A 26,971-nucleotide genomic window follows, 5' to 3' on the forward strand; every position below is an offset into this window, starting at 1 on the left:
GTGCTGCCGTACACTGATCCGGACCGACAGACGGAGGAGTACGTGCCAGAAGGTGTGACCGCGGGGATCACCCTCCTCGCCAACCGGTACGAGATCGGTGACGTCATCGGTCGAGGCGGCATGGCAACCGTGCACCTCGGCAACGACACCCGTCTCGGTCGCAAGGTCGCGGTGAAGCTCCTGAAGCCCAGCCTCGCCAACGACCCGGCGTTCCGCACCCGCTTCCGGCAAGAGGCCCAGGCCGCCGCCCGCATGGCCCACCCGACCGTCGTCCGCGTGTACGACGCCGGAGAAGAGACCGTGACCGAGACCTCGGGCGCCGAGGTGCAGGTCCCCTTCATCGTGATGGAGTATGTCGAGGGTCGTCCACTCTCCGACATCATCGCCGAGGGCGCAGTCGCCCCGGACGAGGCAGTCCGCATCACCGAGGGCATCCTCACCGCACTCGAGTACTCCCACCGTGCCGGCGTCGTGCACCGCGACATCAAGCCCGCCAACGTCATGGTGACGCACAACGGCCAGGTCAAGGTCATGGACTTCGGCATCGCGCGGGCGATCACCGACACCTCGGCCACCGTCGCGCAGACCACGTCGATCCTCGGCACCGCGTCGTACTTCTCGCCGGAGCAGGCCCGTGGTGAGACCGTCGACGCCCGGACCGACATCTACTCCACCGGCGTCGTGCTCTTCGAGCTCCTCACCGGCCGTGCCCCCTTCCTCGGTGACACCCCGGTGGCGGTCGCCTACCAGCACGTCAGCGAACAGCCCGTCGCACCGTCCTCGATCACGCCAGCGGTCTCACCGGCACTCGACGCCGTCACCCTGCACGCGCTGGTCAAGGACCGCACCCGCCGGTTCCAGAACGCTGCCGAGTTCCGCTCGGACCTGCAGCAGGCCGCGGCGGGCCGTGTGCCGGCATCGACCAAGAAGATCCAGCAGAACGCCGCGAACGACGCGTCGACGGTGCTCTTCGGGGTCGACCCCCGCACCACCTCGAACCCGGCCGCGGCGTTCCGCGAGCTCGACGACGACACCGCCGAGCACCGTCCGCAGCGCACGCAGAACCGTCCGCCGGTGGCGTGGATCTGGGTCGGCATCCTGCTGACCGTCGCGGTCATCGTCGGGGTGGTCTTCTTCGTCGCGAACCTGCAGCCGGGCAAGCCGCCGGTGTCGTCGTCCGTGAGCGTGCCGAACGTGACCGGGTCGACCTACAGCGCCGCCGCGGCCGCGCTCGAGAAGAAGGACCTCACGGCCGTCAAGGTCGAGGAGAACTCCGACTCCGTCGACAAGGGCATGGTCATCCGCACCGATCCCGGCTCCGGCATCAACGTGGGCCGCAGGTCCAGCGTCAACGTCGTCGTGTCGCTCGGCCCGGAGCGCGTCCCCGTTCCCGAGCTCAGCGGGCAGTCGCAGGCCGCCGCGCAAGAAGCGCTCGACGCCGCCGGCTTCCGCGTCGGTGCGATCAGTTCGGACTACTCGTCAGACGTCCCAGAGGGCACCGTGATGAGCTCCGATCCGGCGTCCGGTTCGCTCCACACCAAAGGCATCGTGATCAACCTCACGGTCTCCAACGGCAAGGTGCAGCTGCCGAACGTCACCAACCAGCAGTTCGCCGACGCCAAGGCATCGCTCGAGCAGCTCGGACTCACCGTGACCCCGGCGCCGTCGAACGCGTGCACGGGCGGTCTGGTCACCCAGCAGGACACCCCAGAGGGCGACGTCGCCCAGGGCAGTGCCGTCACGCTGACCTACTGCGCCGCGTCGAAGCAGCCGTCCCAGGCACCCACCTCCGGTGCCGGCAACAGCGACGGCAAGGACAGTGGCGACAACGGAGGGGACAACGCCGACAACGGCGACGGCCGCTGAGCCGACCACGCGTGGACGCGAGGGGCGGTGCGGGCGCGTGACGGGCCTCCCGTCCGGCTGCTGACGGCCTGGAGGCCCGGCGCGGTCCCGCCACGGGGCCACGCGTCCGTCATGGCGTCACGTCCACTGCCCCACACGCCGTCGTCTTCGCTCGGCGCACTACGGACGCCGAGACGCCGCCGTGTCCGGCGGCGTCTCGGTCACACGACGGCGTCGTGCTGACGCGCGTCAGGCGTGCTGGCGCGCTGGCGCGCGTCAGGCGTGCTGGCGCGCGTCAGGCGCGGTGCGTCGCGATGAGCGGACCCAGGCCAGCTGCGTGTTCTGCTGCCCCGGACAGTCCGGTGGTCTCGAGCCAGTTGCCGACCATGCGGTAGCCACCCTCGGTCAGCACGGACTCGGGGTGGAACTGCACGCCGTACACCGGGTGCGCGCGGTGCTGCACGCCCATGATGACGCCACCACCCGTCCGCGCCGTCACCGTGAGTTCGTCCGGCACCGTGCCGTCGACGATCGCGAGCGAGTGGTACCGCGTCGCCCTGAACGGGTGCGGGACCCCGGCGAACAGCGTGCTGTCGTCGTGGTCGACCTGCGACGTCTTGCCGTGCATGAGTTCGTCGGCGTGCGTGACCGTGGCGCCGAGGGCCTCCGCGATCGCCTGGTGCCCGAGGCAGACCCCGAGCAGCGGCGTCTCGGACTCGATCGCGGCGTGCACCGTGGGGATCGAGACGCCGGCGTCCGCAGGGGTGCCGGGGCCGGGCGACAGGAGCACGCCGTCGTACTCGGCGATGCGGTCCGCGATCTCCGATTCCGGGAACGCATCGTTCCGCACCACGTCGGTCTCGGCCCCGAGCTGCTGCACGTAGCCGTTCAGCGTGTAGACGAAGCTGTCGTAGTTGTCGACGACGAGGATCCTGGTCATGGCGGTTCACCGTACTCGTGGGGGATGTGTGCAGCGACCGCCGGGCCGATCCACACACGTGGTCACGGTAGGATACCGGCCATGGCCAGTGACAAGGACCGCACCAAGCCCGCCCGGAGGACCCGAGCCGACTCGGTCGACACCGCGGGGGACACCCCGAACCCGGTGTGGTTCAAGCCGGTCATGTTCGGCTTCATGATCATCGGCCTCGTCTGGGTGATCGTCTTCTACATCTCCAACGCCACACTGCCCGTCCCGAGCCTCGGTTCGTGGAACATCCTGGTCGGCTTCGGCATCATGTTCATCGGCTTCCTCATGACCACGCGCTGGCGCTGAGCCCCAGCCTCGAGACCCCCGACGCCCGTCGCACCGCAAGGTGCGGCGGGCGTCGTCGTTCTCCACAAGCGGCGCGGTCCCGATCGGCTGGATCGTCGAGGATTCCGGCGCTTGTCCACAGTTCTCCACACTCTCCACACGCCTCTCCACATCCGGACCCCGGAGTTGTCCACAGCTGTGTCCACAGTGGGGATAATCACACGCGTGTAACTCACCGCTTTGTCCACAGCTGTGGACAACTCTGCGGGGAGCCTGTGGACGGTGGTGTGTGCGGCGTACCCGAGGCTCGAGGCATCCCGGCTGAGACCCGAGGAACGACGAACGCCCCGCCGCTGGTGCGACGGGGCGTTCGGTGGACGGAGTCCGCCCGGTTTCAACCGATGGTGACCGCGTAGCTGACCGCGGTGAGTGCGATCCCGACGACGGCAGCTCCGGCGAGCAGCGCGACCTGCAGGGGACGCTGCCGGATGTTGCGGGTCTTGGCGAACACGAAGCCCACCACGAAACCGCCGATGATGCCCCCGACGTGCGCCTGCCACGAGATGTTGGTACCGGGCAGGAACCCGACGACGAGGTTGAGGCCCATGATCACCAGGAGCTGCACCGCGTTCTGCCCGAGGCTCCGCTGCAGGACGAAGAATGCCGCGAACAGACCGAAGATCGCGCCGGACGCCCCGACGACCCAGGTGCCCGGGGCGAGGAACGTGACGAGCATCGAACCGAAGATCCCGGTGATGAAGTACAGCGCCACGAACCGCCAGGCGCCGAGCATGTTCTCGAGCATCCGACCGAAGATCCACAGTGCCCACATGTTGAACAGGATGTGGAGGAAGCCCGAGTGGACGAAGAGCACGGTCACGACCCGCCAGGGCTGCGTGGGCAGCAGGAGCGAGTTGTAGGCGAACAGGCTGGTGAAGAAGCCACCACTGACCTGGTCCAGCAGCCAGATGGCGACCGTGATCGCCACGATGACGACCGTCGCCTTCTGGTCCAGCATCGCGAAGCGCCGCCGCGCGACCGTCAGCCCGCTGGGGGCTCCGGACGCACGGCGGTTCGCGGCGAACTGTGCGCGCTGTTCACGCACACACTCCGGGCAGTGCACCCCGACTGCCGCCGGCGTCTGGCACTCCGGGCAGATCGTCCGCCCGCAGCGCTGGCAGAGCACGAAGCTCTGCCGGTCCGGATGCCGGTAGCAGGTGTTGTTCGGGTTGTACGCCGGGTCGGTCACGTGAGGATCAGACGCCTTCGACGTCGATGCTCTGGATGACCACGTCCTCGACGGGCTTGTCACGGCCGTCGGTGGGGACGGCCTCGATGGCGTCGACGACGGCACGCGACTCGTCGTCGGCGACCTCACCGAAGATGGTGTGCTTGCCCTGCAGCCACGGCGTCGCCACCGTGGTGATGAAGAACTGCGAGCCGTTGGTGCCGCGGCCGCCCTGGATGCCGGCGTTCGCCATGGCGAAGATGTAGGGGTTCTGGAACGTGAGCTCGGGTGAGATCTCGTCGTCGAAGCGGTAGCCGGGGCCACCGATGCCCTGACCGAGCGGGTCCCCGCCCTGGATCATGAAGTCCTTGATGATGCGGTGGAAGATCACGCCGTCGTAGAGCTTGTCGGTGGACACCTTGCCCGTACCCGGGTGGGTCCACTCCTGCTGCCCCGTGGCGAGGTCGACGAAGTTCTTAACGGTCTTCGGAGCGTGGTTGCCGAACAGGTTGACGCGGATGTCGCCCTTGTTGGTGTGGAACGTTGCGACAGCGGTGTGCAGAGACATGTTCCGATTCTCGCATGTACCGGCTGCGTGTGGACGGTACCCACAGGTGAGGCTCCGTGACCTGTCAGGGACTCTGGTGGCAGGATGGGTGTCACGCCGATCCGATGGAGGTACCAGATGACGACGATCGAGATCCCGCGCAAGCGTCGGAAGCAGATCAAGAAGCTCAAGGGCCAGACCGCCTCGCTCCTCGGAGAGCAGCGCAAGGTCCTCGAGCACGCGAACGCGATCCTGGCGGAAGCCCGGTCGAACGCAGCCGACGCAGCCCGCAAGGACATCGCCCCTCGTGTGCAGAACGCGATCGACAACGGGATCCGCCCCGCGGTCGCAACCGGAGTGCACGCTGCGACGTCCGCAGCACACAGCGCTTCGCACAAGTTCCAGTCCGAGGTCATCCCCGGGCTGGTGTCGACCGCCGGCTCCGTGCTGAGCGTCACCGACCTCGCGAAGGACCCCCGGGTCAAGAAGATCGTGAAGAACGCCCAGAAGAAGGGCAAGAAGGCGAAGAAGGCCGCGGCGAAGTACGTGCCGTCGCAGCAGAAGAAGGGCATCGGCTTCGGTGGTGTCGCACTCATCATCGTCGGCGTCGTTGCCGTCGCTGGTGCTGCGTACGCCGCGTACCAGACCCTCCGTGCTGACGACGACCTCTGGGTCGCCGACGACGCGGACACGGCGGAGAAGCCCGCCGCCTGACCTCCCGGTTCGTACGAAGGGCCCCGGCTGATGCCGGGGCCCTTCGTCGTTCCCGGGTGCAGCGCTGCGAGGACGCGCCCGCCTGCCGACGCCGAGGTTCCACGACATGCCGCACGTTGCCCGCCGAGGTTCCACGGGTGGCCCCAGGCGCGCTCGAGATGCCGAGATTTCGGAACCTCGGGGCGAGCGGGCACAAAGAAAGCCCCTGGCCAACGACGATGTCGTCAGCCAGGGGCTTCTGCGAGTGGAGCCTGGGAGAATCGAACTCCCGACATCCTGCTTGCAAAGCAGGCGCTCTACCAACTGAGCTAAGGCCCCGTGACACTCGTGAACTGCAGTGCCGGACGAGATGGTGGGGCTACAAGGACTTGAACCTTGGACCTCTTCGTTATCAGCGAAGCGCTCTAACCGCCTGAGCTATAGCCCCTCAGACCGGATGAAAGCCTACCGCACGGATCTCGCAGAACGAAATCGAGCGACCGGCTCACCCGGCCCGGGTGTGTCAGTTGTTCGTGAAGCCGACGAGCAAGCCGCCGGTGATCCGGACACTGAGGTTGTAGAGGACGCTCACGATGGCGCCGAGCACGGTGCCGACGACCACGTTGAGGATGCCCACGACGATGGAGAACCCGAGCACCTGGCCCAGCGAGAACTGGTCCATGATCGAGTAACTGTTCTGGCCGGTGACGTCCTTCAACAGGGCGTCGACCTGCGTGAACACGCCCGTCTGGTTCAGGATGACCCACACCAGTGCCGTGGCGACCACGATCACGATGCTGCCGGCCAGGGCGATGAGGAAGCTGAGCTTCACCATCGACCAGAAGTCGACGTAGACCAGCCGCAGCCGCACTTGGCGGGTGCCGACGGGTCGCTTCGCCTTCTTCTGGAGCTTCTCGGCGACACTACTCATTGCTTGACTGGTCCTCTCCGGCCTCGTCCGCGACGGGCTCGGTGTCGATGGGATCAGTGGAGTCCGGGGCCGCTTCGGAAGGGCTGACCGTCTCCACCGGGCCCGCTGGCTCGATCTCGGCGTCGTCCTGGTCGACCAGGTTCCGCTCGGTGTTCTGGGCCACCGCGATGATCTTGTCGTTCGCCGCGAACCTGGCGAAGACGACACCCATGGTGTCACGACCCTTGGCAGGGACCTCGGCCACGGCAGACCTTACCACCTTGCCCGATTGCAGCACGACGAGCACCTCGTCGTCCTCGCCGACGATGAGAGCACCCACAAGGTCGCCTCGGTCGGTGGCCAACTTCGCCACCTTGATGCCGAGACCACCGCGTCCCTGGATGCGGTACTGGTCGACCGCGGTGCGCTTGGCGTACCCGCCCTCGGTCATCACCCAGACGAAGCCGTCGTCCGCGACCACGCGTGCAGCCAGGAGCGAGTCGCCGTCACGGAAGGACATGCCCTTCACGCCGGAGGTCGATCGACCCATCGGCCGCAGGGTGTCGTTCGTCGCAGTGAACCGGAGCGACATGCCCTGACGCGACACGAGGAGCAGGTCGTCGTGCTCGTCGACGAGCAGCGCCTGGCGGAGCTTGTCGCCGTCGCGCAGGTTGATCGCGATGATGCCACCGGTGCGGTTGGTGTCGTACTCGGTGAGTGCGGTCTTCTTCACCAGCCCGTGCTCGGTCGCGAGGACGAGGTACTGCGCGACCTCGTAGTCACGGATGTCGAGCACCTGCTGGATCTGCTCGTCCGGCTGCATCGCGAGCAGGTTCGCCACGTGCTGGCCCTTGGCGTCGCGGCCGGCTTCCTGCAGCTCGTACGCCTTGGCGCGGTAGACCCGGCCCTGGTCGGTGAGGAACAGCAGCCAGTGGTGCGTCGTCGTGACGAAGAAGTGCTCGACGATGTCGTCGGCGCGGAGCTGGGCGCCACGGACGCCACGGCCACCGCGGTGCTGCGACCGGTACTGGTCGCTGCGTGTGCGCTTGACGTAACCACCGCGCGTGATGGTGACGACCATCTCCTCTTCGGGGATGAGGTCTTCCATCGACATGTCGCCGTCGTAGCCGAGCATGATCTCGGTGCGGCGGTCGTCGCCGAACCGCTCGACGATCTCCTCGAGCTCGTCGCGGATGATCGTGCGCTGCCGGGTCTCCGACGCCAGGATGTCCTGGAAGTCGGCGATCTTGCGCTCGAGCTCTTCGGCTTCGTCGTGGATCTTCTGACGCTCGAGGGCGGCCAGTCGACGGAGCTGGAGCTCGAGGATCGCGCGCGCCTGGATCTCGTCGACGGACAGCAGGTCCATCAGGCCGGAGCGGGCCTCTTCGACATCGGGCGACCGGCGGATGAGCGCGATGACCTCGTCGAGGGCGTCGAGCGCTGCGAGGTAGCCGCGCAGGATGTGCGCGCGCTTCTCGGCCTCGCGCAGGCGGAACTGCGTGCGGCGGACGATGACGTCGACCTGGTGTGCGACCCACGCCGAGATGAAGCCGTCGAGCGGCAGGGTGCGCGGGACACCGTCGACGATCGCGAGCATGTTCGCGCCGAAGTTCTCCTGCAGCTGCGTGTGCTTGTACAGGTTGTTCAGCACGACCTTGGCGACCGCGTCGCGCTTGAGCACGATCACCAGGCGCTGGCCGGTCCGACCGGAGGTCTCGTCGCGGATGTCCGCGACGCCGGCGAGCTTGCCGTCCTTGACCAGGTCGGCGATCTTGATCGCGAGGTTGTCCGGGTTGACCTGGTACGGCAGCTCGGTGACGACGAGGCAGGTGCGACCCTGGATCTCCTCGACGTTGACGACGGCGCGCATCGTGATCGAACCACGACCGGTGAGGTAGGCGTCCTGGATGCCCTTGGTGCCCAGGATCTGCGCGCCGGTCGGGAAGTCCGGCCCCTTGATGCGCTGCATGAGCGCGGCGAGGAGCTCTTCGCGCGTCGCCTCGGGGTTGTCGAGAGCCCACTTCGCGCCCTCGGCGACCTCGCGCAGGTTGTGCGGCGGGATGTTCGTCGCCATGCCGACCGCGATGCCGACCGAGCCGTTGACCAGCAGGTTCGGGAACCGTGCCGGCAGGATCGCGGGCTCCTGGGTCCGACCGTCGTAGTTGTCCTGGAAGTCGACGGTGTCCTCGTCGATGTCCCGGACCATCTCCATGGCGAGCGGCGCCATCTTGGTCTCGGTGTACCGCGGTGCGGCGGCGCCGTCGTTGCCCGGCGAGCCGAAGTTGCCCTGACCGAGCGCGAGCGGGTACCGGAGCGACCACGGCTGCACCAGTCGGACGAGCGCGTCGTAGATCGCCGAGTCGCCGTGCGGGTGGAACTGTCCCATGACGTCGCCGACGACGCGGGAGCACTTCGAGAACGCACGGTCCGGGCGGTAGCCGCCGTCGAACATCGCGTAGATCACACGGCGGTGCACCGGCTTGAGGCCGTCGCGGACCTCGGGCAGCGCACGGCCGACGATGACCGACATCGCGTAGTCGAGGTAGGAACGCTGCATCTCGAGCTGCAGGTCGACCTGCGAGATGCGGTCACCGGAGACGACGATGTCCCCGCTGTCGCCGTGGACGATCTCGGGCTGCTCGTCGGGGGCGTTCTCGTTGTCGTCAGCCATTGGCTTGCGTTACCTTTCTGACGGCCGGGAGGCCGTGGTGACGTTCGTCGCGGTGGACGCGACCACAGGTGGTCCGGACCAGAGCGCGCGGCTGGCACCGCGCCTCCAGGCCAGGGTCGAGATGTCGAGCCTGCTCAGATGTCCAAGAAGCGGACGTCCTTGGCGTTCTGCTGGATGAACTGGCGACGCGCGTCGACGTCTTCACCCATCAGCGTCGAGAAGGTGCTGTCCACCGCGGCGGCGTCCTCGAGGGTGACCTGCAGGAGCGTGCGGGTGTCCGGGTTCATCGTGGTGTCCCAGAGCTCCTTGTAGTCCATCTCGCCGAGGCCCTTGTAGCGCTGGATGCCGTTGTCCTTCGGGATCCGCTTGCCGGCGGCGATGCCCGCCTGCATCAGGGCGTCGCGCTCGCGGTCGCTGAACACGTACTCGTGCGCCGCGTTCGACCACTTCAGGCGGTACAGCGGCGGCTGCGCGAGGTACACGTAGCCGCGCTCGATGAGCGGCCGCATGTAGCGGAACAGCAGCGTCAGCAGCAGCGTGGTGATGTGCTGGCCGTCGACGTCGGCATCGGCCATCAGCACGATCTTGTGGTACCGGGCCTTGTCCGGGTCGAAGTCCTCACCGATGCCGGCGCCGAACGCCGTGATCATCGACTGGATCTCCTGGTTGCCGAGCGCGCGGTCGAGCCGCGCCTTCTCGACGTTCAGGATCTTGCCGCGCAACGGCAGGATCGCCTGGGTCATCGGGTTGCGACCCTGCACGGCGGAACCGCCGGCAGAGTCGCCCTCGACCATGAAGATCTCCGACAGGGTCGGGTCCTTGGACTGGCAGTCCTTCAGCTTGCCGGGCATGCCACCCGACTCGAGCAGCCCCTTGCGGCGCGTGGTCTCGCGGGCCTTGCGGGCGGCGAGCCGAGCCTGCGACGCCTGGATCGCCTTGCGGACGACGTCGCGGGCCTGGGTCGGGTTGCTCTCGAACCAGTGCGTGAGCTCGGCGCCGACGACTCGCTGGACGAAGCCCTTGGCCTCGGTGTTGCCGAGCTTCGTCTTCGTCTGGCCCTCGAACTGCGGTTCGCCGAGCTTCACGGAGATGACGGCCGTCAACCCTTCACGGATGTCGTCACCCGTCAGGTTGTCGTCCTTCTCCTTGATGATCTTCGCCTCGCGCGCGTACTTGTTGACCAGGTAGGTCAGCGCCGCACGGAAGCCCTCTTCGTGGGTGCCGCCCTCGTGCGTGTTGATCGTGTTCGCGAAGGTGTGGACGCTCTCCTGGTACGAGGTGTTCCACTGCATCGCGACCTCGAGCGCGATCTTGCGCTCGGGGTCCTCGGACTCGAAGCCGATGACGTCCGGGTGGACGAGGTCGGCCTTCTTCTGCGCGTTGATGTACTCGACGTAGTCGGCGAGCCCGCGCTCGTACATGAAGGAGTCGTTCCGCGCTTCTTCCCCGTCTGCCGGGGTGCGCTCGTCACGCAGGTTGATCCGCAGGCCCTTGTTGAGGAAGGCCATCTGCTGGAACCGCGTGCGAAGAGTCTCGTAGTCGAAGACGACGGTCTCGAAGATCTCGGCGTTCGGCCAGAAGGTGATCGTGGTGCCGTGCTCGTCGGACGCTTCGTCCTTGGTGAGTGGTGCGACCGGGACGCCGTCGGTGTAGCTCTGGCGCCAGACGTGGCCCTGCTGTCGGACCTCGACGTCGAGCTCCGAGCTCAGGGCGTTCACGACGGACGAACCGACACCGTGCAGACCACCGGACACGGCGTACGCGCCGCCGCCGAACTTGCCGCCGGCGTGCAGGACCGTCAGGACGACCTGGACCGTCGAGACGCCCTCGGCCGCGTGGATGCCGACCGGGATGCCACGGCCGTTGTCGACCACGCGGACACCGCCGTCTTCACGGATGGTGACGTCGATGGTGTCGCAGTACCCGGCGAGGGCTTCGTCGACGGAGTTGTCGACGATCTCCTGGACCAGGTGGTGCAGACCGCGCGGACCCGTCGAGCCGATGTACATACCGGGACGCTTGCGGACCGCCTCGAGCCCCTCGAGCACCTGAATCTGGTCTGCTCCGTAGGACGGTTCGCTCTGCGGGGTCTCCGCGTCGAGCGGGTTCTGCGGGTCGTCTTCAGATTCTGATGCCATGTCGAGCGTGCTCCTGCCTGCGCGCGGAACGCCCGCGCACTGCACCTCCCAGTCTACCGCAGAGCCCCCTCTTTCGAGGGCTCATCCGGCCCACAGACGGGCTTTTTTGGCACCTCAGGATGATTTCGTCGGCTCAACCGTAGGTGTCGCGAGGACCGCGCCCCTGGACCGTCCTGGGGCCGCGTTTCCAGGTGGGGGCGTCCGGCCCGGAAACCCGGATCGACTCGACCCCGGCTTCCGGGTGCCGCTCGGCGATCGTCGTCGTGACACTCGCCCGCATGAGACGGAGCTGCGTCGCCCACGCTGTCGAGTCGCACCGGATGACGAGTGCACCGTCGTCGATGGTCACCGGCGTCGAGTGCTTCGCGAGTTCCTCGCCGACGACGCTCGGCCAGTCCACGAAGAGCTCGGAACGGGCCAGTGGTTCGGTCCACCCGAGCTCGTTGGCCAGGGATCCGACGACGTCGCCGAGTCCGCGGGGTTCACGGCCGCGGCCGTACGGGACGGTGTCGGCGTCGAACTCGCGGGAGCGCCGCCGGCGGGCGTCGACCCCGCGCTTCGAGGGATCACCGAAGACGGCGCGGAGGTGCCGGTAGACCCGCGAGGGTTCGGTGGGCTTCCACGGCCGGGGCATCAGGCGTCGGCCTCCGGCCGGGTCGCGTCCGTCGCGTCCGTCGCGTCGGTCGCGTCGGTCGCGTCCGTGTTCGACCTGGAGGCCCGGCTCGCGTCCGCCTCGTCGGTCACGATCGTGCCCGCCTCGATCCGCACCGTGTGCGCAGCCAGCTGCGAGGGCACGTCGCCGAACACCGCCGCCGTGATGAGGACCTGCTCGTAGTCGGCCACGGCGTTCCCGAGGCGTTCGCGCCGGGATTCATCGAGTTCGGCGAACACGTCGTCGAGGATGATGATCGGGTCACCGAGGTTCGACTCGGCCCGCAGGATCGACGCGCTCGCCAGCTGGATCGCGAGCGCGAACGACCAGGATTCACCGTGGCTGGCGTATCCGCGGGCGGGTAACCCGTTCAGTTGGAACAGTACGTCGTCGCGGTGCGGTCCGACCAGGGTCAACCCGCGGTCGAGTTCGTCACGGCGACGCCGCTCGAGGGCGGCCGCGAAGGCCTCCGCCGCTGCGGTCACACCGACCGGCTCGTCCGGGGTCCCGAGCACCGGGTCGGTGGCGGCCGCAGACTCCGGGTCACCGCCGCGGATGGAGAGCACGCCGGCGATCGAGGCGTCGTGGTGTTCACCCGCGACCGTCGCGTACGCCTCGGCGACGAAGGGTGCGAGCCGCCGCGTCAGGTGGTCGCGCGCTGCGACGATCTCCGCACCGAGTCCGACCAGCCGGTCGTCCCAGACGTCGAGCGTCGACAGCGCGTTCGCCTTCGCGCCGGTGGCCCGCGCCGACTTGAGCAGGGTGTTCCGCTGCCGGAGCGTGCGGTCGTAGTCCGCCAGCACGCCCTGCATCCGCGGCGCGATCTGACCGAGGAGCTCGTCGAGCATGCGGCGGCGGCCGGCCGGTTCGCCGCGGACGAGCGCCAGGTCCTCGGGGGCGAAGAGGACGGACGTGCAGTAGCGGGGCAGCTCGCGGGGCTTGATCGCGGAGCGGTTCACCTGTGCGCGGTTCGCCCCCGTGCGGTTGATCTGCACCTCGGCCAGGATGCTGCGGTCCTCGTGCGCGAGCCGAGCCCGGACGATCGCGGCGTCACATCCCTGCCGCACGAGTGCGGCGTCCGTCGGGACACGGTGTGAGCCGAGCGTGGAGAGGTACCCGATCGCCTCGACCAGGTTGGTCTTGCCCTGGCCGTTCCGCCCGACGAACAGGTTCGGCCCGCGTGCGAGGTCGACGTCTGCCTCCCGGTAGTTCCGGAAGTCGGTGAGTTGGAGATGGTCGACGTGCACGCGGGCCGAGTCCGGGTTTCCCCGGGTGGTCCTAGGACTTCTTGACGGCGTGACCGCCGAACTGGTTGCGGAGCGCCGCGACGGCCTTCATCGTCGGGGACGCGCTGCCCTGACGCGAGACGAACCGCGCGAAGATCGACGCCGACAGTGCCGGCATCGGGACCGCGAGCTCGATGCCCTCTTCGAGGGTCCAACGACCCTCGCCCGAGTCCTCGACGTAGCCCTCGAGCTCGTCGAGCTTCGGGTCCTCGTTGAGGGCGAGCACCATGAGGTCGAGGAGCCAGGAGCGGACGACGGTCCCGCGCTGCCAACCGGCGAACACGGCGGGGACGTCGGTGATCAGGTCCTTGGCCTCGAGGAGCTCGTAGCCCTCGCCGTAGGCCTGCATGATCGCGTACTCGATGCCGTTGTGGACCATCTTCGCGTAGTGACCGGCACCGATCGGGCCGGCGTGCGAGAAGCCCTCTTCGCGCGGGCCCTCGGGACGCAGCGCGTCGAAGACGGGCATCGCGAACTCGACGTCCTTGACGTCACCGCCGACCATCAGACCGTAGCCGTTGTCCTTGCCCCACACGCCACCGGACACGCCGGCGTCCATGTAGCGGATGCCGCGCGCACCGAGCTGCTCGGCGTGCGTGGTGTCGTCGAGCCACTTCGAGTTGCCACCGTCGATCACGAGGTCGCCCTCGTTCAGGACACCGGCGAGCTCCGTGATGACGTCGTCGGTGATCTTGCCGTGCGGCACCATCACCCAGACGAGTCGCTGACCCTCGGGCAGGGCGCCCGCCAGGTCGGCGAGGCTCGCGACGTCGGAGACGGCGGGGTTGGCGTCGTAACCGGTGACCTCGATCCCAGCGTTGCGGAGACGGGCACGCATGTTGTTGCCCATGCGACCAAGGCCGACAAGACCGATGTGCATGATTTCCTCTTCTGTTTCGTCGTCGCGCTGAGGCGGTGGTGGTGCGTCAGCGCAGAGTGCCTGTTGCGCCTATCGCAGCAGCAGGTTGGGCTGCAGCAGGTACCGGTATCCATCGGTCGCAGCAGCCTCTTGCGAAGTCTGGCCGGTGATCAGCACCGGGCCCGGCTTGTTGGGGTTCTCCGTCTTGGTGAAGGAGATGCGGACGAACTCGGAGTGCACCGCGTTCAGCCCGTCCAGGAGGAAGGCGGGCTTCAGCGAGACCACCGTTTCCTCTCCGGTCAGCAACGCACTGATCGACTCTGACGCCTGCGCTTGTTCGGATCCGATCGCCTCGAGCGTGAGCCCGTCGACCGTGAAGGAGAACCGGAGCGCCGCTTCGCGCTCCAGGACGAGTGAGACCCGTCGGACGGCCTCGACCAGTTCGGCGGTGTTGATCACCGCGTGGTCGTTGACGTTCTCCGGGAAGAGCCGGCGGACCGGCGGGTAGTTGCCCTTGATGAGCAGCGACGTGACGGTCTTGTCGTCGGCGTGGAAGGCGATGAGCTCACGGTCCGAGTTGCCGCTGATCGACACCGAGACGGTGGACGCCGAGCCGAACGTGCGGCCGACCTCTTGCAGGGTGCGGGCCGGGACGAGTGCGTGCAGCGTCTCGGTCTCTCCGCCGGAACGGCCGGAGTCCCACTGGATCGTGCGGACGGCCACGCGGTAGCGGTCCGTCGCGATCAACGAGACGTCGTTGTCGCCGACCTCGAGCTGGACGCCGGTGATCACGGGGGTGACGTCGTCACGGCTGGCGGCGACGGCGACCTGCGACACGGCTTCGGAGAACGCGTCGCCGGGGATGACACCGGTCTGCGGACCGATCTCGGGCAGCGTCGGGTACTCCTCGACCGGCATGGACAGCAGCGTGAAGTGCGCGGAACCGCACGACACCGAGATCTTGGAGTCCTCGGTGGTGAACGTCACGGGGGCGTTCGGCAGTCGGCTCGCGATGTCGTTCAGCAGGCGACCGGAGACCAGGACCGTGCCAGGGTCATCGATCTGTGCCGAGATGGACGTCTGCGCCGAGACCTCGTAGTCGAAGGACGAGAGCGTCAGTCGATCGCCGTCAGCGTGGATCAGTACTCCCGACAGGATCGGGAGGGTCGTGCGCTGTGGAAGGAGTTTCACTGCGAAGGAGACGGCTTCGGAGAAGACGTCCCGGTTGACCTCGAACTTCACAGCTGGAACCCCTGTCGATCGGCTTGGACTGTCCGGCCGCCCCATTCTGGCACAGGCGGACGTGGGCCGGATTTCTTGTCATCCCGCCGTCCACAAGGTTGTCCCGCGGAGATTGATCGTTAACCAGGAGTAATGGTGTTAACGCCTGTGCACACTGTGGATAACCCTGTGCATGCCTGTCCGCCGTAGGGAACTACACGGTTGTGACTTGTGGGCGGCCTGTGGGGGACGTCGGGATGAATGAATCTCATCTATCCACTTCCATCCCCAGTTTCCACAGGAGGCCCCCTCGCTGTGAACAACCGGGCGGCGTGTCCTCCACAGTTATCCACAGGCTATCCACACTGTGAGAACTCCGGCCCATGGAACCGTCTCAGATGGTGGATGCGCCCGGAGACGGGCCGATCTCAGCGGTAGCGGCGGTCCTGCTTGATGCGGCTCGTGAGCTCGGTGACCTGGTTGTAGATCGACCGACGCTCCTTCATGAGCTCCGTGATCTTCTTGTTCGCGTACATCACGGTGGTGTGGTCCCGGTTGCCGAACAGCTGCCCGATCTTGGGCAGGGACAGGCTCGTGAGCTCACGGCAGAGGTACATCGCGATCTGCCGAGCGGTGGCGATCGCCTGGGATCGCGAGGAGCCGTAGAGGTCGTCGACGGAGAGCTTGAAGTACTCCGCGGTGTGGTTGATGATGTCCGTCGGCGCGACGACGTTGTCCTCGTCGAGGGTGATCAGGTCCTTGAGGACGGTCTGCACCAGGGCCATGTCGACGGCCGTCCGGTTCAGGCTCGCGAACGCGGTGACCCGGATCAGCGTGCCCTCGAGCTCGCGGATGTTGCTCGAGACCTTCGAGGCCATGAACTCGAGGATGTCGTCGGGCACCTGCAGGTGGTCGGACTGGGCCTTCTTGCGGAGGATCGCGATGCGCGTCTCGAGCTCTGGTGCCTGCACGTCGGTGATCAGGCCCCACTCGAAGCGGGAGCGCATGCGGTCTTCGAAGCCGGTCAGGTGCTTCGGTGCGACGTCCGACGTGATGACGACCTGCTTGTTGTGGTCGTGCAGGGTGTTGAACGTGTGGAAGAAGGCCTCCTGCGTGGAGTCCTTCCCCTGCAGGAACTGGATGTCGTCGATGAGCAGGATGTCGATGTCCCGGTACCGCTGCTGGAACTGGTTCGAGCGGTTGTTCGCGATCGAGTTGATGAAGTCGTTCGTGAACTCCTCGCTCGACACGTAACGGACACGGATCCCCGGGTAGAGGCTCTCGGCGTAGTGGCCGATGGCGTGGAGCAGGTGGGTCTTGCCCAGCCCGGAGTCTCCGTAGATGAAGAGCGGGTTGTAGGCCTTCGCCGGCGCCTCGGCGACGGCGACCGCCGCGGCGTGCGCGAACCGGTTCGACGAGCCGATGACGAAGTTGTCGAAGTTGTACTTCGGGTTGAGGCGCGACTCTGGCCGGCCGCTGGTGCCCGGGGAGTCGATCTGGCTCGGGACGAAGGGGGCTTCGATGTACTGCCGGGGTGCTGCGCTCTGCTCGACGGCTTCCTGCACCGGCTCGGCGTACTCGGGGACGTTCGGGTCGACCCGCGGTTCCGATGCCATGTCCGGGTTCACCGTGATGGCGAAGTTCGCGACCGAGTCGTCACCGATGCGGGCGACGGCCTCGGTGATCGGGATCCGGATCCGCTGCTCGAGCATGCCGCGGGTCAGGTCGTTCGGCACCTCGAGGTACAGGGTGCCGGCGAGCACGCCCTTCGGCTCGACCAGGTTGAGGAAGCCGTGCAGCTGCGGCGTGATGCGGGGGTCTTCGCTGAGGAGTCCGAGTACGGATGACCAGAGGTCCTCGACGGGGTCGGCCGGCATCGTCATGTCGCGCTCGTCTCCAGGGGTGTTGTCGTGCGTTCGTCGCCGGACCGGGGTGCGTCCTGCTGGGTCGGACATGCCGTGGCGCCGAGGGTGGCGGCGCACACGGACCGTGTTCTTCGGCGGCAGCTCGAGGGGCTTCGTCGACGCCTCGGGCCGCGCGTGTTCCCACAGGGTTGTCCACAGCGTTGTCCACGACCGTCCCGATCCGTCGGACAGGAGTACTTCCCTGTCGTACCGGGGCACGGAGCCGATCGATGACCCCACTGTAAAGGACCGGGCCGGGTGGCACCGAACGGAAGTTGTCCCCAATGTGGAGAATGGACGGGAGCGGTGCGCTCGACGCCCTCGGCACCGAGGCCGGGCTGATCGGCGTTTGACCTGCTCGCTGCTGTCACGTACCGTTAACCAGTTGACTGCGGCCGTTTGGTCGCGCCCATCAGCGTCGTTCGACACCGAGCGATGACACATACGTGACGGCCCGCCGCGAGCAGCCGTGTGGAGAGATCATGAGCAAGCGCACCTTCCAGCCGAACAACCGTCGTCGTGCCAAGAAGCACGGCTTCCGTCTCCGCATGCGGACGCGTGCCGGTCGCGCCATCCTGTCGGCGCGTCGCGCCAAGGGCCGCACCGAGCTCTCGGCCTGATCAGGCTCTCTCGCCTGATCCGGTCCTCGGTCTGACCCCGGCGTCGCAGTGTTGGCCAGCGCCAACCGCATCGTCCGCGGGGACGACTACCGGAACGTCGTGCGTCGTGGTCGCAAGAGCGCCACGGCGCACGTCGTCGTGTCGGTGGTCCGTCGAACGACCGACCCGGACGGTCCCTCGCGGTTCGGGTTCATCGTCGCGAAGACGGTGGGCAACGCCGTCACCCGCAACCTGATCAGGCGGCGGCTCAAGGCGATCGCGCACGGCATCCTCGTCGACTCCCCCGTGGGGTACGACGTCGTGGTCCGTGCACTGCCAGCCGCATCGCAGGCCGGATGGCCTACCCTGCTCGAAGACGTCGTGCGCTCCTTCGCGCGCGGGGTGGAGAAGGCAGCATGAACCGCACCCTGTGGACCCGGCTGGCCTGGGTCGCCGCGTTGCTCCCACGCAACGCGTGCGTCGTCGTGCTCCGCGCCTACCGTGCCGTGATCTCCCCGCTGTACGGCAACGTCTGCCGGTACCACCCGTCGTGCTCCCGGTACGCCCTCGAAGCGATCCAGCAGTACGGCGTCGTCCGCGGATCCGCGATGGGTGCCTGGCGCATCGCTCGCTGCAACCCCTGGGCTGCAGGCGGTATCGACGACGTCACCGAACGTCGTCGCCCGTTCGTCGTCAACCGGTTCGGGTTCGTCCTCGCGCCGATCCCGCAGCAGCCGCACCCCGCGGTCGGAACGGCTCGGCCGGTCCTGCTCCCCCAGCGCACTCGAAAGGCGTAGCCGTCCCCATGGACATCATCGGTACGATCCTCTGGCCGCTCAAATGGGTGGTCTCCGCCATCCTCGTCGGCTTCCACTGGATCTTCGAGAGCATCGGCATGGACCCGGGCGCGGGTATCACCTGGGTCCTCTCCATCATCTTCCTGACCTTCGTGGTCCGCGCCGCGTTGATCCCGATCTTCGTGCGCCAGATCAAGTCGCAGCGTCGCATGCTCGAGGTCGCGCCGCAGCTGAAGAAGATCCAGGACAAGTACAAGGGCAAGAAGGACCAGTTCTCGCGTGAGGCCATGAGCCGCGAGACCATGGCCCTGTACAAGGAGACCGGCACCAACCCGCTGAGCTCCTGCCTGCCGTTGCTGCTGCAGATGCCGATCTTCTTCTCGCTGTACTCGGTGCTGCACGAGGCGCAGATCAACAAGACGGGCATCGGCCTGCTCACGAACGACCTCGCGGCGTCGTTCGGCAACGCGGCCCTGTTCGGTGCTCCCCTGCACGAGACCTTCACGAACGCCTCCGGCTGGGAAGTCCGTGCGATCGCCGGCTTCATGATCGTGGTCATGACGGCCTCGCAGTTCATCACGCAGCTGCAGCTCGTGGCGAAGAACATGTCGCCGGAGACCAAGGCGTCGCCGATGTACCGCCAGCAGAAGATGATGCTGTACATCCTCCCGCTGGTCTTCGTGATCTCGGGTCTGAGCTTCCCCCTCGGCGTCATGTTCTACTGGCTCGCGTCGAACGTCTGGACGATGGCGCAGCAGTACTTCGTCATCCGCAGCATGCCGACGCCCGGCTCCGAAGCCGCTCTGGCACGCGAGGCTCGTCTGGCGAAGAAGGCCCAGCGTCGCGGGATCGCCAACCCGGTGCTCGCCGAGGCAGGTGCCGGTGCGGGTGCAGCCGAGATCGAGGCCGTGCGCGTCACCACCCAGCGTTCGCAGCCGGTCGGCAAGCAGCGCTCGAAGAAGAACGGGAAGAAGTAAGTGACCGAGCAGGACACCGCCGCAGCCGTCGACACCACCGAGGCGCCGGACGTAGACGCCCGTGACGAGGCCGACATCGCTGCGGACTACATCGAGGAACTCCTCGACATCTGCGACCTCGACGGCGACATCGAGATCGAAGAGCGTGCCGGTCGCGTCTACCTGTCGGTCACCGACGACGGCGAGGCGCTCCGTGTCCTCTCGAAGCCGGACACCGTGACCGCTCTGCAGGAGCTCACCCGCATCGCTGTCCAGGCGGAGACCGGCGAGTTCAGCCGGCTCATCCTCGACGTCGGCGGCTCTCGTGACGCCCGTGCCGACGAGCTGCAGCGGCTGGTGGACACCGCCGTCGAGCGCATCGAAGCAGGGTCGTCGTCCGCAGCGCTCCCCCCGATGTCGTCGTACGAACGCAAGCTCGTCCACGACCTCGTCGCCGAGAAGGGCTTCCACTCGGAGTCCGAGGGTGAGGGTCGGGACCGCCACACGGTCGTCACCCGATGACGGACGCGTCCGTTCCGACCGACGCAGCTGCCGTGCTCGAGGTCGAGCCCGTCGCTGCCGCGCAGCTCTTCGGTGCCCAGATCGAGACGGCTCGGTCGTTCACGAACGAGTTGGCACGTCGTGGTGAGGAGCTGGGCCTGATCGGCCCGCTCGAGTTGCCTCGGCTCTGGACGCGACACATCCTCAACTCTGCGCTGCTGGCTCCGCTCCTGGAGGCCCGTGGGCGCGTTGCCGACGTCGGTTCCGGCGCCGGGTTGCCGGGTCTCGTGCTGGCGATCGCCCGTCCGGATGTGCACTTCACGCTCATCGAGCCGATGGAGCGTCGCGTGGATTGGCTCACCAGCGAGGCCTCGCGCCTGGGTCTGGCCAACGTCGGCGTGGTCCGCGGGCGGGCCGAAGACGTGTCGGACGCGATTGTGGTCGACCAGGTCACGGCCCGCGCGGTCAGTGCACTCTCGAAGCTCATCCCCATCACTGTTCCGCTGGTCCGTTCCGGTGGACAGCTCATCCTGATGAAGGGTGCTCGGGTCGATGAGGAGATCGAGAAGGCGCGCAAGGTGATCCTCCGGAACCACCTCGCCGATGTCGAGGTCCTCGAGCTCGGGGAGGGTGTGGTCGAAGAGACCACGCGAGTCTTCCGGGCTACAGTTGACTGACGCCGCGGCTCGGATCGCATTCTCCGATCGCCGGCGGCTCCACGTTTCACGTGAAACACCGAACCGGGGAAGAGGCACTCGTTGAGCTCATCGACCGACTACGACGCGTCGACTCCACTCGCTCGTGAGATCGCCGACCTGAATCGGCGGCGACGCGCCATCGCCACGGAGCAGTTCCCGCTGCCGTCGAAGACGCGGATCATCACCGTGTCGAACCAGAAGGGCGGCGTCGGCAAGACCACGACGACCGTGAACTTGGCGGCCGGCCTCGCGCATGGCGGCGCCCGCGTCCTCGTCATCGACCTGGACCCACAGGGCAATGCGTCGACGGCCCTCGGTGTCGACCACCAGGCAGAGGTGGCGAGCATCTACGACGTGATCGTGGATGAGGCGGCGATGGCCGACACCGTGCAGCGCTCCCCCGAGTCGGACACCCTCTGGTGCGTGCCCGCGACGATCCACCTGGCTGGTGCAGAGATTGAGTTGGTCTCCCTGGTCGCCCGTGAGCAGCGGCTCCGGACGGCACTCGACTTGTACTTGCAGTCGCTCGACGAGCCGTACCACTACGTCTTCATCGATTGCCCGCCGTCGCTCGGCCTCCTGACGATCAACGCCTTCGTCGCCGCGCAGGAAGTCCTGATCCCGATCCAGTGCGAGTACTACGCGCTCGAAGGTCTCAGCCAGTTGCTGCGCAACATCGAACTGATCGAGCGGCACCTCAACCCGAACCTCCGGGTGTCGACGATCCTGCTCACGATGTACGACGGCCGGACGAACCTGGCGAACCAGGTGGCGAACGATGTGCGTGAGCACTTCGGCGACCAGGTACTCAAGGCGATGATCCCCCGATCGGTCCGCGTCAGCGAGGCGCCGAGTTACGGGCAGAGCGTCGTGGCGTACGACGTGAACTCCACCGGGTCCCTCTCCTACCTGGAGGCGGCAGCAGAGATCGCAGCACGAGGAGCGCAAAACTGATGGCACCCAAGCGAACCGGACTCGGCCGGGGCATCGGCGCGCTCATCCCGACGGCGACGGATCAGCAGGATCGTCCCGTCGACGTGTTCTTCCCCACCGGGGGCTCGCCTGCGTCGGCGCCGACCGCCGACGAATTGGTGGCGGTTCCGGGTGCACGCCTCGCGAACCTCAATCCCCTCGACATCGTGCCGAACGCCCAGCAGCCTCGCAAGGAGTTCCGAGAGGAAGAGCTGCAGGAGCTCGTGCATTCCATCCGCGAGATCGGCGTGCTGCAGCCCATCGTGGTGCGCCCGATCGTCGGATCGACCGGTACCGAGCCGCAGTACGAGCTCATCATGGGCGAGCGTCGACTCCGGGCGACGAAGGAACTCGGCCTCAGCACGATCCCCGCGATCGTCAAGGAGACCCCGGACGACGCGATGCTGCGCGACGCCCTGCTCGAGAACCTGCATCGCGCCAACCTCAACCCTCTCGAGGAGGCATCGGCCTACCAACAGCTCCTCGCTGACTTCGGCATCACCCAGGAGCAGCTGGGACAGCGCATCGGGCGCTCCCGTCCCCAGATCACGAACACGATCCGTCTGCTGCGTCTCCCCTCCCCCGTGCAGCGTCGCGTCGCGGCAGGTGTCCTGTCGGCCGGCCACGCTCGTGCGATCCTCGCAGCGCCCGACGCCGAGGCGATGGAGTACCTCGCCGAGAAGATCGTGAACGAAGACCTGTCGGTGCGAGCGGCCGAGTCCATCGCACAGCAGCTCTCCACGAAGACGCCGGCGAAGTCCACTCCCGCGCCGTCCAAGCGTCAGGTGCACTTCAACGACCTCGCGGATCGATTGGGCGATCGCCTGAACACCCGGGTGAAGATCGCTGTCGGCGCCCGAAAGAGCTCCGTGACGATCGACTTTGCCAACGGTGACGATCTGAACCGCATTCTTGGCGAGCTCGGCATCGGGGACATCGCCAACTGACAGCCCCTGAGCGGCTCTGTGCGGCCGTCTGAGCGTCAAACACACACTTGGCGCCCAGCGGGCTCTTCTGGCTGATTCGGGCCATCTGGCAGCCCGCGAGCAGTGGCCCGTCATACGGTGGGCTCGTTCTCGGTCGGCGAACGGTGCAGGTGCAGGTGCAGGTGCAGGTGCACGTTTCACGTGGAACAGTGGCAGGCTCGCCCCATGAAGAAGTCTGCGGCACCGGAGCCCCTCTGGAGAGACGTCGTGGGGACGGAGCTCCGGCTTCGACGCCGCCGACGAGGCGACACCCTCGCGGAGGTGGCCCAGCGAGCCGGGGTCTCCCCCCAGTACCTGTCCGAGATGGAACGTGGTCGCAAGGAGCCCTCGAGCGAAATGCTCGCCGCGGTGGCGGGCGCGCTCGAGAGCTCCTTGCTGGATCTGACCATGGCCGCTGCCGAGCAGCTCCGGGAGCGGGCGACAGTTGCGGCCGGGAGCCACGCTCAGGTGCGCAGCTTGTTCACCCTGGCTGCTTGATTCGTACTCGTCACCGTCGTGACAGGACGTGGTCCACGAGCCCGTAGTCACGGGCCTGACGAGCCGTGAAGACTCGATCATGGTCCGTGTCTGCTCGGAGCCGTTCGGCCCCCTGTCCGCTGTGGTCGGCCAGGACCTGCTCGATCTCTGAGCGGATTCGGACCACTTCGTCGGCCTGCAGGATCAGCTCCGGAATGGCACCCTGTCCCTGGGCTGCGGGCTGATGGAGGACCGCACGCGCGTGCGGCAGGGCAGATCGCTTGCCGACGGCGCCGGCGGCAAGCAGGACCGCCCCGACCCCGACCGCTTGGCCAACGCACGTTGTGGCGACGCCTGGTCGGATGAAGCGCATCGTGTCGTAGACCGCGAGCATCGCGCTCGGGTCGCCGCCCTCGCAGTTGATGTAGAGCTGGACGTCAGAATCGGCGTTGTCCGACTCCAGGAACAGGAGTTGTGCAATGAGGGCGTTCGCGACCCCGGCGTCGATACGTGTGCCCACGTAGATGATCCGCTCGGTGAGCAGGTGCGAGTACACATCCAGGACACGCTCTCCGCGGGCATCTCTCGCGATGAAGTTCGGAATGGCGTAGGTGCTCATCGGACGGCCTCCCCCACGACGGTCGCGCTCGAGAAGCCTGCGGGTGTGGATCGTGGTGGTTGCGGCCGGATGAGGGTGAAGTCATCGACGATCACATCGATGAAGCCGTAGTCCAAGGCCTCCTGCGCTGTGTACCAATGGTCGTGTAGGGAGTCTTCGAAGACACGGTCCATCGCCTGGCCGGTGTCCGACGCGATCAACCCGAGGACTGTGTCCCGTGTGTCCCGGAGGTGGTCGGCCTGCAACGCGACGTCCACCGCGCTCCCTCCGATCCCCGCCGAGCCCTGATGCATCAGGACCCGAGCGTGTGGAAGGGCACGGCGCTTGCCTGGGGTGCCGGCGGACAGCAGGAACTGGCCCGCGCTGCACGCAATACCGAGTGCGAGGGTGCTCACGTCATTCGGGACGCTCCGCATGAGGTCGCGGATCGCCAGCATGGCTGGGACGGAGCCACCTGGCGAGTGGATCCAGAGCGCGATGTCAGACCGCGGATCGTCTGCAGCGAGCTGGAGGAGCTGGGTCATCAGGACGGTGCCGTTGTCATCGTCGAGGGCACCGTCGAGGACGAGTACCCGCCGGTCCAGAAGGGCCTGTCGGTGTCCCACGGTGAACGCGGGAAGGGTGGTTGCTTCGCTCATGGATCCACGGTGGACCAGAAGCTGCAGCAGAGCGGACGATGCTGCTGTGAGCAGCGCTGCTCACAGCAGCGGTGGAGCGAGGATGTTCCACGTGGAACGCTCGGCCACAGTGGATCAGGCGTGGTGGTCGCGGATCGCCTGCTCGGCGAGCTCGGCGTAGGTCCATCCGAGATCGAAGCCGGACGCCGAGAGTGCCTGGGGCAGCAGTGAGGTCTCCGTCAGCCCTGGCAGGACGTTCGCCTCGAGGAACCACGGGGTACCGGCGCCGTCAATGATGAGGTCGACCCGCGACAGGTGCCTGAGGCCGAGTGCTGCGTGGGCCGCGACGGCAGCTTCGGACGCCGCTGCGGCGAACTCGTCGGACAGTCGAGCCGGCGTGTAGAACGTCGTCTCACCGGCGTTGTAGCGCGCCTCGAAGCCGTAGATGCCGTTGCGCGGCACGATCTCGACAGCGGACAGGGCGACCGGACCGTCGCCGGTGTCGATGATGCCCACCGCGACCTCGGTCCCGCGGATGAGCTGCTCGACCACCACGTCGTCGCAGTACGTGTACGCCGTCACCATCGCACGGGGCAGATCGTTCACATCGTCGACGAGCGTCACGCCCTGAGCGCTCCCGCCGCGAGCCGGCTTCACGGCGAGTGGGACCGGGTGCTCCCCTGCGATCGCCTCAAGGACACCCACGGCACCGAGTTCACGGAAGACGTCGTGGGACAGTGTGACGGACCGCGGGGTCCGGACGCCTGCTCGCGCGACCAGCGCCGAAGCCGTGGGCTTGTCCCATGCCAACCGGGCCGATGTCGAACGTGAGCCGACGAACGGGATGTCCACCGCCTCCAGGATGCCCCGCAGGGCCCCGTCCTCACCGGAGGCGCCGTGCAGCGCCGGCCACACGACGTCCGGGCGCGATTCGGCGAGAGCCGGTAGCAGCATGGTGTCTGCATCGCGCAGGTCGACCTGCCAGCCGTACCCGGTCAGCGAGTCGGCGACCCGCCGACCGGACCGCAGGGAGACGTCACGCTCGTGCGAGATCCCTCCCGCGACGACGACGACGTGACGACGGGTGAGCTCGGCCATGTGAGGGTCCTCCGGTGTGGAACTGCGGTGCTGGTGGATGAGCGCCGAGGAAAAGCGCTGATCAGGAGATGTTCGGCGGCGGTGCGCTGACCGAAGACGTCTGTCGGACGACGGTGGTCGGTCGGGTCGTCGGGCCGAAGGTCTCAATCAGTTCGAGCTCGTCGTTCACGACGTTCGCGAGCCGCTTCACGCCGACGCGGATCTGCTCGGGCGTCGGGTAGCAGAACGACAGACGGATGTGTCCGCCGCCTCGGCCGTCGGCGTAGAAGGCGGTACCCGGTGTGTAGGCGACGAGTTCCTTCACGGCCCGGGGCAGCATGCCCTTCGAGTCGAGCGTCTCCGGCAGCGTCAGCCACACGAAGAAGCCGCCGTTGGGCTTCGTCCAGGACAGGTCCGGCAGGAACTCCCCCAGGGCGGACAGCATGGCGTCGCGACGTTCCGCGTAGATGCCGCGGAAGGTGTCGACCTGCCCCTTCCAGTCCGCGGCGTCCAGGTAGGCGTTCACGACGTACTGCCCGAAGGAGTTGGGCGCGAGGACGGCCGACTCGTTGGCGAGCACGAGCTTCTCGCGGATGGCGTGGGGCGCGAGTGCCCAGCCGACGCGGAACCCGGGTGCGAGCGTCTTCGAGAAGGACCCGAGGTAGACCACGCCCTCTTCGTCGATGGAGCGGATGGCCTGCGGCGCCGGCTCGTCGAACCAGAGCAGACCGTACGGGTTGTCCTCGAGCACCAGGATGTTGTTCGACCGGCAGATGTCGAGCACCTCGATGCGGCGCTCCCGGCTCATCGTGACGCCGGCCGGGTTGTGGAAGTTCGGGATCGTGTAGAGGAACTTGATCCGCTTGCCCTGCGTGCGGAGGTTCGCGATCGCCTCGCGCAGCGCCTCGGGCACCAGACCGAGCTCGTCGGTCGTCACGTGGACCGTCTCGGCCTGGTACGAGCGGAAGACGCCGATCGCTCCGACGTAGGACGGCGACTCGGCGAGGACGACGTCACCCGGATCGATGAAGAGCCGGGTCACGAGGTCGAGCGCGTGCTGCGAGCCGGTCGTGACGACGACGTCCTCGGCGCTGGCTCGGATGCCCTCGAGGCTCATGACATCGACGATGTGCTCGCGGAGCGACCGCAGGCCCTGCCCGCCGCCGTACTGCAGCGCCATGGCCGCGTGCTCGTTCATGACACGGTCCAGGGAGCCCGTGACGAGCTCTCTGGGCAGCGCGGAGACGAACGGCATGCCCCCGGCCAGCGAGACGACCTCGGGGCGCGAGGCGACGGCGAACAGGGCTCGGACCTCGGAGGCGCTCAGCCCGGCGGTGCGCTGGGCGTAGGAGTCGTACCAGGGGTCGAGGCTGTTGCCGTTCGTCATACCGTGCTCCGATCAGTGGGACATTCCCGCCACACTACGACATCGACCCCGGGAATCCGGGCTCCGCGGCGGGGGCCGATCCGGAACGGGTGGCATG

Annotated in this window: 27 protein-coding genes and 2 tRNA genes; 12 read left to right on the forward strand and 17 right to left on the reverse strand. The window is 67.3% G+C overall.

The window, feature by feature from the left end; all coding sequences use genetic code 11:
• The first annotated feature begins 42 nt into the window (after window positions 1-42).
• Window positions 43-1,866 (forward strand): Stk1 family PASTA domain-containing Ser/Thr kinase, encoded by a 1,824-nt coding sequence (pknB, locus tag ITJ59_RS03605; protein WP_323749386.1) that lies wholly within the window; start codon window positions 43-45, stop codon window positions 1,864-1,866.
• 274 nt (window positions 1,867-2,140) lie between these two features.
• Here the strand turns inward: pknB and ITJ59_RS03610 are convergent, their stop codons facing one another.
• Window positions 2,141-2,785, reverse strand: a complete 645-nt coding sequence (locus ITJ59_RS03610; RefSeq protein ID WP_194649746.1) for an anthranilate synthase component II — start codon at window positions 2,783-2,785, stop codon at window positions 2,141-2,143.
• 81 nt (window positions 2,786-2,866) lie between these two features.
• Here ITJ59_RS03610 and ITJ59_RS03615 point away from each other — a divergent pair, with 81 nt between their 5' ends.
• The gene (locus tag ITJ59_RS03615; RefSeq protein ID WP_194649747.1) at window positions 2,867-3,121 is read left to right on the forward strand and encodes a cell division protein CrgA; all 255 of its coding nucleotides are present in this window, start codon (window positions 2,867-2,869) and stop codon (window positions 3,119-3,121) included.
• A 373-nt stretch (window positions 3,122-3,494) separates the two neighbouring features.
• On the opposite strand, the gene ITJ59_RS03620 is transcribed toward ITJ59_RS03615, so the two are convergent.
• Complete coding sequence (locus tag ITJ59_RS03620; protein ID WP_194649748.1) at window positions 3,495-4,349, reverse strand: rhomboid family intramembrane serine protease; 855 nt, start codon at window positions 4,347-4,349, stop codon at window positions 3,495-3,497.
• Window positions 4,350-4,356: 7 nt separating this feature from the next.
• Window positions 4,357-4,896 (reverse strand): peptidylprolyl isomerase, encoded by a 540-nt coding sequence (locus tag ITJ59_RS03625; RefSeq protein WP_194649749.1) that lies wholly within the window; start codon window positions 4,894-4,896, stop codon window positions 4,357-4,359.
• A 117-nt stretch (window positions 4,897-5,013) separates the two neighbouring features.
• Here ITJ59_RS03625 and ITJ59_RS03630 point away from each other — a divergent pair, with 117 nt between their 5' ends.
• Window positions 5,014-5,589, forward strand: coding sequence for a hypothetical protein (locus ITJ59_RS03630; protein WP_123339322.1), 576 nt, complete (start codon window positions 5,014-5,016; stop codon window positions 5,587-5,589).
• A 245-nt stretch (window positions 5,590-5,834) separates the two neighbouring features.
• On the opposite strand, the gene ITJ59_RS03635 is transcribed toward ITJ59_RS03630, so the two are convergent.
• From ITJ59_RS03635 to dnaA, 10 genes are all read right to left on the reverse strand, one after another.
• Window positions 5,835-5,907: transfer RNA gene (locus tag ITJ59_RS03635), tRNA-Ala, on the reverse strand.
• Between the two features lie 32 nt (window positions 5,908-5,939).
• Window positions 5,940-6,016 (reverse strand) — tRNA-Ile (locus ITJ59_RS03640).
• A gap of 75 nt (window positions 6,017-6,091) precedes the next feature.
• The gene (locus ITJ59_RS03645) at window positions 6,092-6,499 is read right to left on the reverse strand and encodes a DUF3566 domain-containing protein (RefSeq protein WP_027466922.1); all 408 of its coding nucleotides are present in this window, start codon (window positions 6,497-6,499) and stop codon (window positions 6,092-6,094) included.
• Complete coding sequence (gene gyrA, locus ITJ59_RS03650; RefSeq protein WP_228510778.1) at window positions 6,492-9,149, reverse strand: DNA gyrase subunit A; 2,658 nt, start codon at window positions 9,147-9,149, stop codon at window positions 6,492-6,494. The genes ITJ59_RS03645 and gyrA overlap by 8 nt, the downstream gene beginning before the upstream one ends.
• Window positions 9,150-9,283: 134 nt before the next feature.
• Window positions 9,284-11,287, reverse strand: coding sequence for a DNA topoisomerase (ATP-hydrolyzing) subunit B (gene gyrB, locus ITJ59_RS03655; RefSeq protein ID WP_194649750.1), 2,004 nt, complete (start codon window positions 11,285-11,287; stop codon window positions 9,284-9,286).
• A gap of 133 nt (window positions 11,288-11,420) precedes the next feature.
• Entirely contained in the window at window positions 11,421-11,921 is a 501-nt protein-coding gene (locus ITJ59_RS03660) for a DUF721 domain-containing protein (protein WP_194649751.1), read from the reverse strand.
• Window positions 11,921-13,186 (reverse strand): DNA replication/repair protein RecF, encoded by a 1,266-nt coding sequence (gene recF, locus ITJ59_RS03665; RefSeq protein WP_194649752.1) that lies wholly within the window; start codon window positions 13,184-13,186, stop codon window positions 11,921-11,923. Before recF ends, ITJ59_RS03660 begins: the two co-directional genes overlap by 1 nt.
• Before the next feature lie 31 nt (window positions 13,187-13,217).
• The gene (gene gnd, locus ITJ59_RS03670) at window positions 13,218-14,105 is read right to left on the reverse strand and encodes a phosphogluconate dehydrogenase (NAD(+)-dependent, decarboxylating) (RefSeq protein WP_123292939.1); all 888 of its coding nucleotides are present in this window, start codon (window positions 14,103-14,105) and stop codon (window positions 13,218-13,220) included.
• 69 nt (window positions 14,106-14,174) lie between these two features.
• On the reverse strand, window positions 14,175-15,326 hold the full coding sequence (dnaN, locus tag ITJ59_RS03675; protein WP_194649753.1) for a DNA polymerase III subunit beta: 1,152 nt from the start codon (window positions 15,324-15,326) through the stop codon (window positions 14,175-14,177).
• Between the two features lie 407 nt (window positions 15,327-15,733).
• A complete protein-coding gene (dnaA, locus tag ITJ59_RS03680) occupies window positions 15,734-17,188 on the reverse strand; it encodes a chromosomal replication initiator protein DnaA (protein WP_194649754.1) in 1,455 nt (484 codons plus the stop codon).
• A gap of 503 nt (window positions 17,189-17,691) precedes the next feature.
• On the opposite strand from dnaA, the gene rpmH reads away from it, so the two are divergent.
• From rpmH to ITJ59_RS03725, 9 genes are all read left to right on the forward strand, one after another.
• Window positions 17,692-17,829: a 50S ribosomal protein L34 gene (gene rpmH, locus ITJ59_RS03685; protein ID WP_022889115.1), complete on the forward strand. Its 138-nt coding sequence runs from the start codon at window positions 17,692-17,694 to the stop codon at window positions 17,827-17,829.
• Between the two features lie 48 nt (window positions 17,830-17,877).
• Entirely contained in the window at window positions 17,878-18,228 is a 351-nt protein-coding gene (rnpA, locus tag ITJ59_RS03690; RefSeq protein ID WP_194649755.1) for a ribonuclease P protein component, read from the forward strand.
• A complete protein-coding gene (yidD, locus tag ITJ59_RS03695; RefSeq protein ID WP_165901008.1) occupies window positions 18,225-18,605 on the forward strand; it encodes a membrane protein insertion efficiency factor YidD in 381 nt (126 codons plus the stop codon). The genes rnpA and yidD overlap by 4 nt, the downstream gene beginning before the upstream one ends.
• Before the next feature lie 8 nt (window positions 18,606-18,613).
• Window positions 18,614-19,582, forward strand: coding sequence for a membrane protein insertase YidC (gene yidC / locus ITJ59_RS03700; RefSeq protein ID WP_123292941.1), 969 nt, complete (start codon window positions 18,614-18,616; stop codon window positions 19,580-19,582).
• Window positions 19,583-20,083 (forward strand): protein jag, encoded by a 501-nt coding sequence (locus ITJ59_RS03705; RefSeq protein ID WP_194649756.1) that lies wholly within the window; start codon window positions 19,583-19,585, stop codon window positions 20,081-20,083.
• Window positions 20,080-20,739: a 16S rRNA (guanine(527)-N(7))-methyltransferase RsmG gene (rsmG, locus tag ITJ59_RS03710; RefSeq protein ID WP_194649757.1), complete on the forward strand. Its 660-nt coding sequence runs from the start codon at window positions 20,080-20,082 to the stop codon at window positions 20,737-20,739. The genes ITJ59_RS03705 and rsmG overlap by 4 nt, the downstream gene beginning before the upstream one ends.
• Before the next feature lie 81 nt (window positions 20,740-20,820).
• Window positions 20,821-21,714 (forward strand): ParA family protein, encoded by an 894-nt coding sequence (locus tag ITJ59_RS03715; RefSeq protein WP_323749387.1) that lies wholly within the window; start codon window positions 20,821-20,823, stop codon window positions 21,712-21,714.
• A complete protein-coding gene (locus ITJ59_RS03720) occupies window positions 21,714-22,679 on the forward strand; it encodes a ParB/RepB/Spo0J family partition protein (RefSeq protein WP_194649758.1) in 966 nt (321 codons plus the stop codon). The genes ITJ59_RS03715 and ITJ59_RS03720 overlap by 1 nt, the downstream gene beginning before the upstream one ends.
• A gap of 204 nt (window positions 22,680-22,883) precedes the next feature.
• On the forward strand, window positions 22,884-23,195 hold the full coding sequence (locus ITJ59_RS03725; protein ID WP_194649759.1) for a helix-turn-helix domain-containing protein: 312 nt from the start codon (window positions 22,884-22,886) through the stop codon (window positions 23,193-23,195).
• A 10-nt stretch (window positions 23,196-23,205) separates the two neighbouring features.
• On the opposite strand, the gene ITJ59_RS03730 is transcribed toward ITJ59_RS03725, so the two are convergent.
• The 4 genes from ITJ59_RS03730 to ITJ59_RS03745 form a co-directional block, all read right to left on the reverse strand.
• Window positions 23,206-23,793 (reverse strand): ClpP family protease, encoded by a 588-nt coding sequence (locus ITJ59_RS03730; RefSeq protein ID WP_194649760.1) that lies wholly within the window; start codon window positions 23,791-23,793, stop codon window positions 23,206-23,208.
• A complete protein-coding gene (locus tag ITJ59_RS03735) occupies window positions 23,790-24,431 on the reverse strand; it encodes a ClpP family protease (protein WP_194649761.1) in 642 nt (213 codons plus the stop codon). The genes ITJ59_RS03730 and ITJ59_RS03735 overlap by 4 nt, the downstream gene beginning before the upstream one ends.
• Before the next feature lie 114 nt (window positions 24,432-24,545).
• On the reverse strand, window positions 24,546-25,508 hold the full coding sequence (locus tag ITJ59_RS03740; RefSeq protein ID WP_194649762.1) for a D-alanine--D-alanine ligase family protein: 963 nt from the start codon (window positions 25,506-25,508) through the stop codon (window positions 24,546-24,548).
• Window positions 25,509-25,569: 61 nt separating this feature from the next.
• The gene (locus ITJ59_RS03745; RefSeq protein ID WP_194649763.1) at window positions 25,570-26,874 is read right to left on the reverse strand and encodes a PLP-dependent aminotransferase family protein; all 1,305 of its coding nucleotides are present in this window, start codon (window positions 26,872-26,874) and stop codon (window positions 25,570-25,572) included.
• Window positions 26,875-26,971: the final 97 nt, after the last annotated feature.

The organism is Curtobacterium sp. VKM Ac-1393 (assembly GCF_015350995.1).
GTDB lineage: Bacteria > Actinomycetota > Actinomycetes > Actinomycetales > Microbacteriaceae > Curtobacterium.

Coding starts and splice junctions, on each gene's coding strand:
- ITJ59_RS03720 (WP_194649758.1), top strand. CDS start 21,714: ATGGCACCCAAGCGAACCGGACTCGGCCGGGGCATCGGCGCGCTCATC.
- ITJ59_RS03610 (WP_194649746.1), bottom strand. CDS start 2,785: ATGACCAGGATCCTCGTCGTCGACAACTACGACAGCTTCGTCTACACG.
- ITJ59_RS03645 (WP_027466922.1), bottom strand. CDS start 6,499: ATGAGTAGTGTCGCCGAGAAGCTCCAGAAGAAGGCGAAGCGACCCGTC.
- dnaA (WP_194649754.1), bottom strand. CDS start 17,188: ATGACGATGCCGGCCGACCCCGTCGAGGACCTCTGGTCATCCGTACTC.
- ITJ59_RS03630 (WP_123339322.1), top strand. CDS start 5,014: ATGACGACGATCGAGATCCCGCGCAAGCGTCGGAAGCAGATCAAGAAG.
- ITJ59_RS03615 (WP_194649747.1), top strand. CDS start 2,867: ATGGCCAGTGACAAGGACCGCACCAAGCCCGCCCGGAGGACCCGAGCC.
- gnd (WP_123292939.1), bottom strand. CDS start 14,105: ATGCACATCGGTCTTGTCGGCCTTGGTCGCATGGGCAACAACATGCGT.
- rsmG (WP_194649757.1), top strand. CDS start 20,080: ATGACGGACGCGTCCGTTCCGACCGACGCAGCTGCCGTGCTCGAGGTC.
- rpmH (WP_022889115.1), top strand. CDS start 17,692: ATGAGCAAGCGCACCTTCCAGCCGAACAACCGTCGTCGTGCCAAGAAG.
- ITJ59_RS03730 (WP_194649760.1), bottom strand. CDS start 23,793: ATGAGCACCTACGCCATTCCGAACTTCATCGCGAGAGATGCCCGCGGA.
- gyrB (WP_194649750.1), bottom strand. CDS start 11,287: ATGGCATCAGAATCTGAAGACGACCCGCAGAACCCGCTCGACGCGGAG.
- ITJ59_RS03735 (WP_194649761.1), bottom strand. CDS start 24,431: ATGAGCGAAGCAACCACCCTTCCCGCGTTCACCGTGGGACACCGACAG.
- ITJ59_RS03740 (WP_194649762.1), bottom strand. CDS start 25,508: ATGGCCGAGCTCACCCGTCGTCACGTCGTCGTCGTCGCGGGAGGGATC.
- ITJ59_RS03745 (WP_194649763.1), bottom strand. CDS start 26,874: ATGACGAACGGCAACAGCCTCGACCCCTGGTACGACTCCTACGCCCAG.
- ITJ59_RS03625 (WP_194649749.1), bottom strand. CDS start 4,896: ATGTCTCTGCACACCGCTGTCGCAACGTTCCACACCAACAAGGGCGAC.
- yidD (WP_165901008.1), top strand. CDS start 18,225: ATGAACCGCACCCTGTGGACCCGGCTGGCCTGGGTCGCCGCGTTGCTC.
- yidC (WP_123292941.1), top strand. CDS start 18,614: ATGGACATCATCGGTACGATCCTCTGGCCGCTCAAATGGGTGGTCTCC.
- gyrA (WP_228510778.1), bottom strand. CDS start 9,149: ATGGCTGACGACAACGAGAACGCCCCCGACGAGCAGCCCGAGATCGTC.
- ITJ59_RS03660 (WP_194649751.1), bottom strand. CDS start 11,921: ATGCCCCGGCCGTGGAAGCCCACCGAACCCTCGCGGGTCTACCGGCAC.
- ITJ59_RS03725 (WP_194649759.1), top strand. CDS start 22,884: ATGAAGAAGTCTGCGGCACCGGAGCCCCTCTGGAGAGACGTCGTGGGG.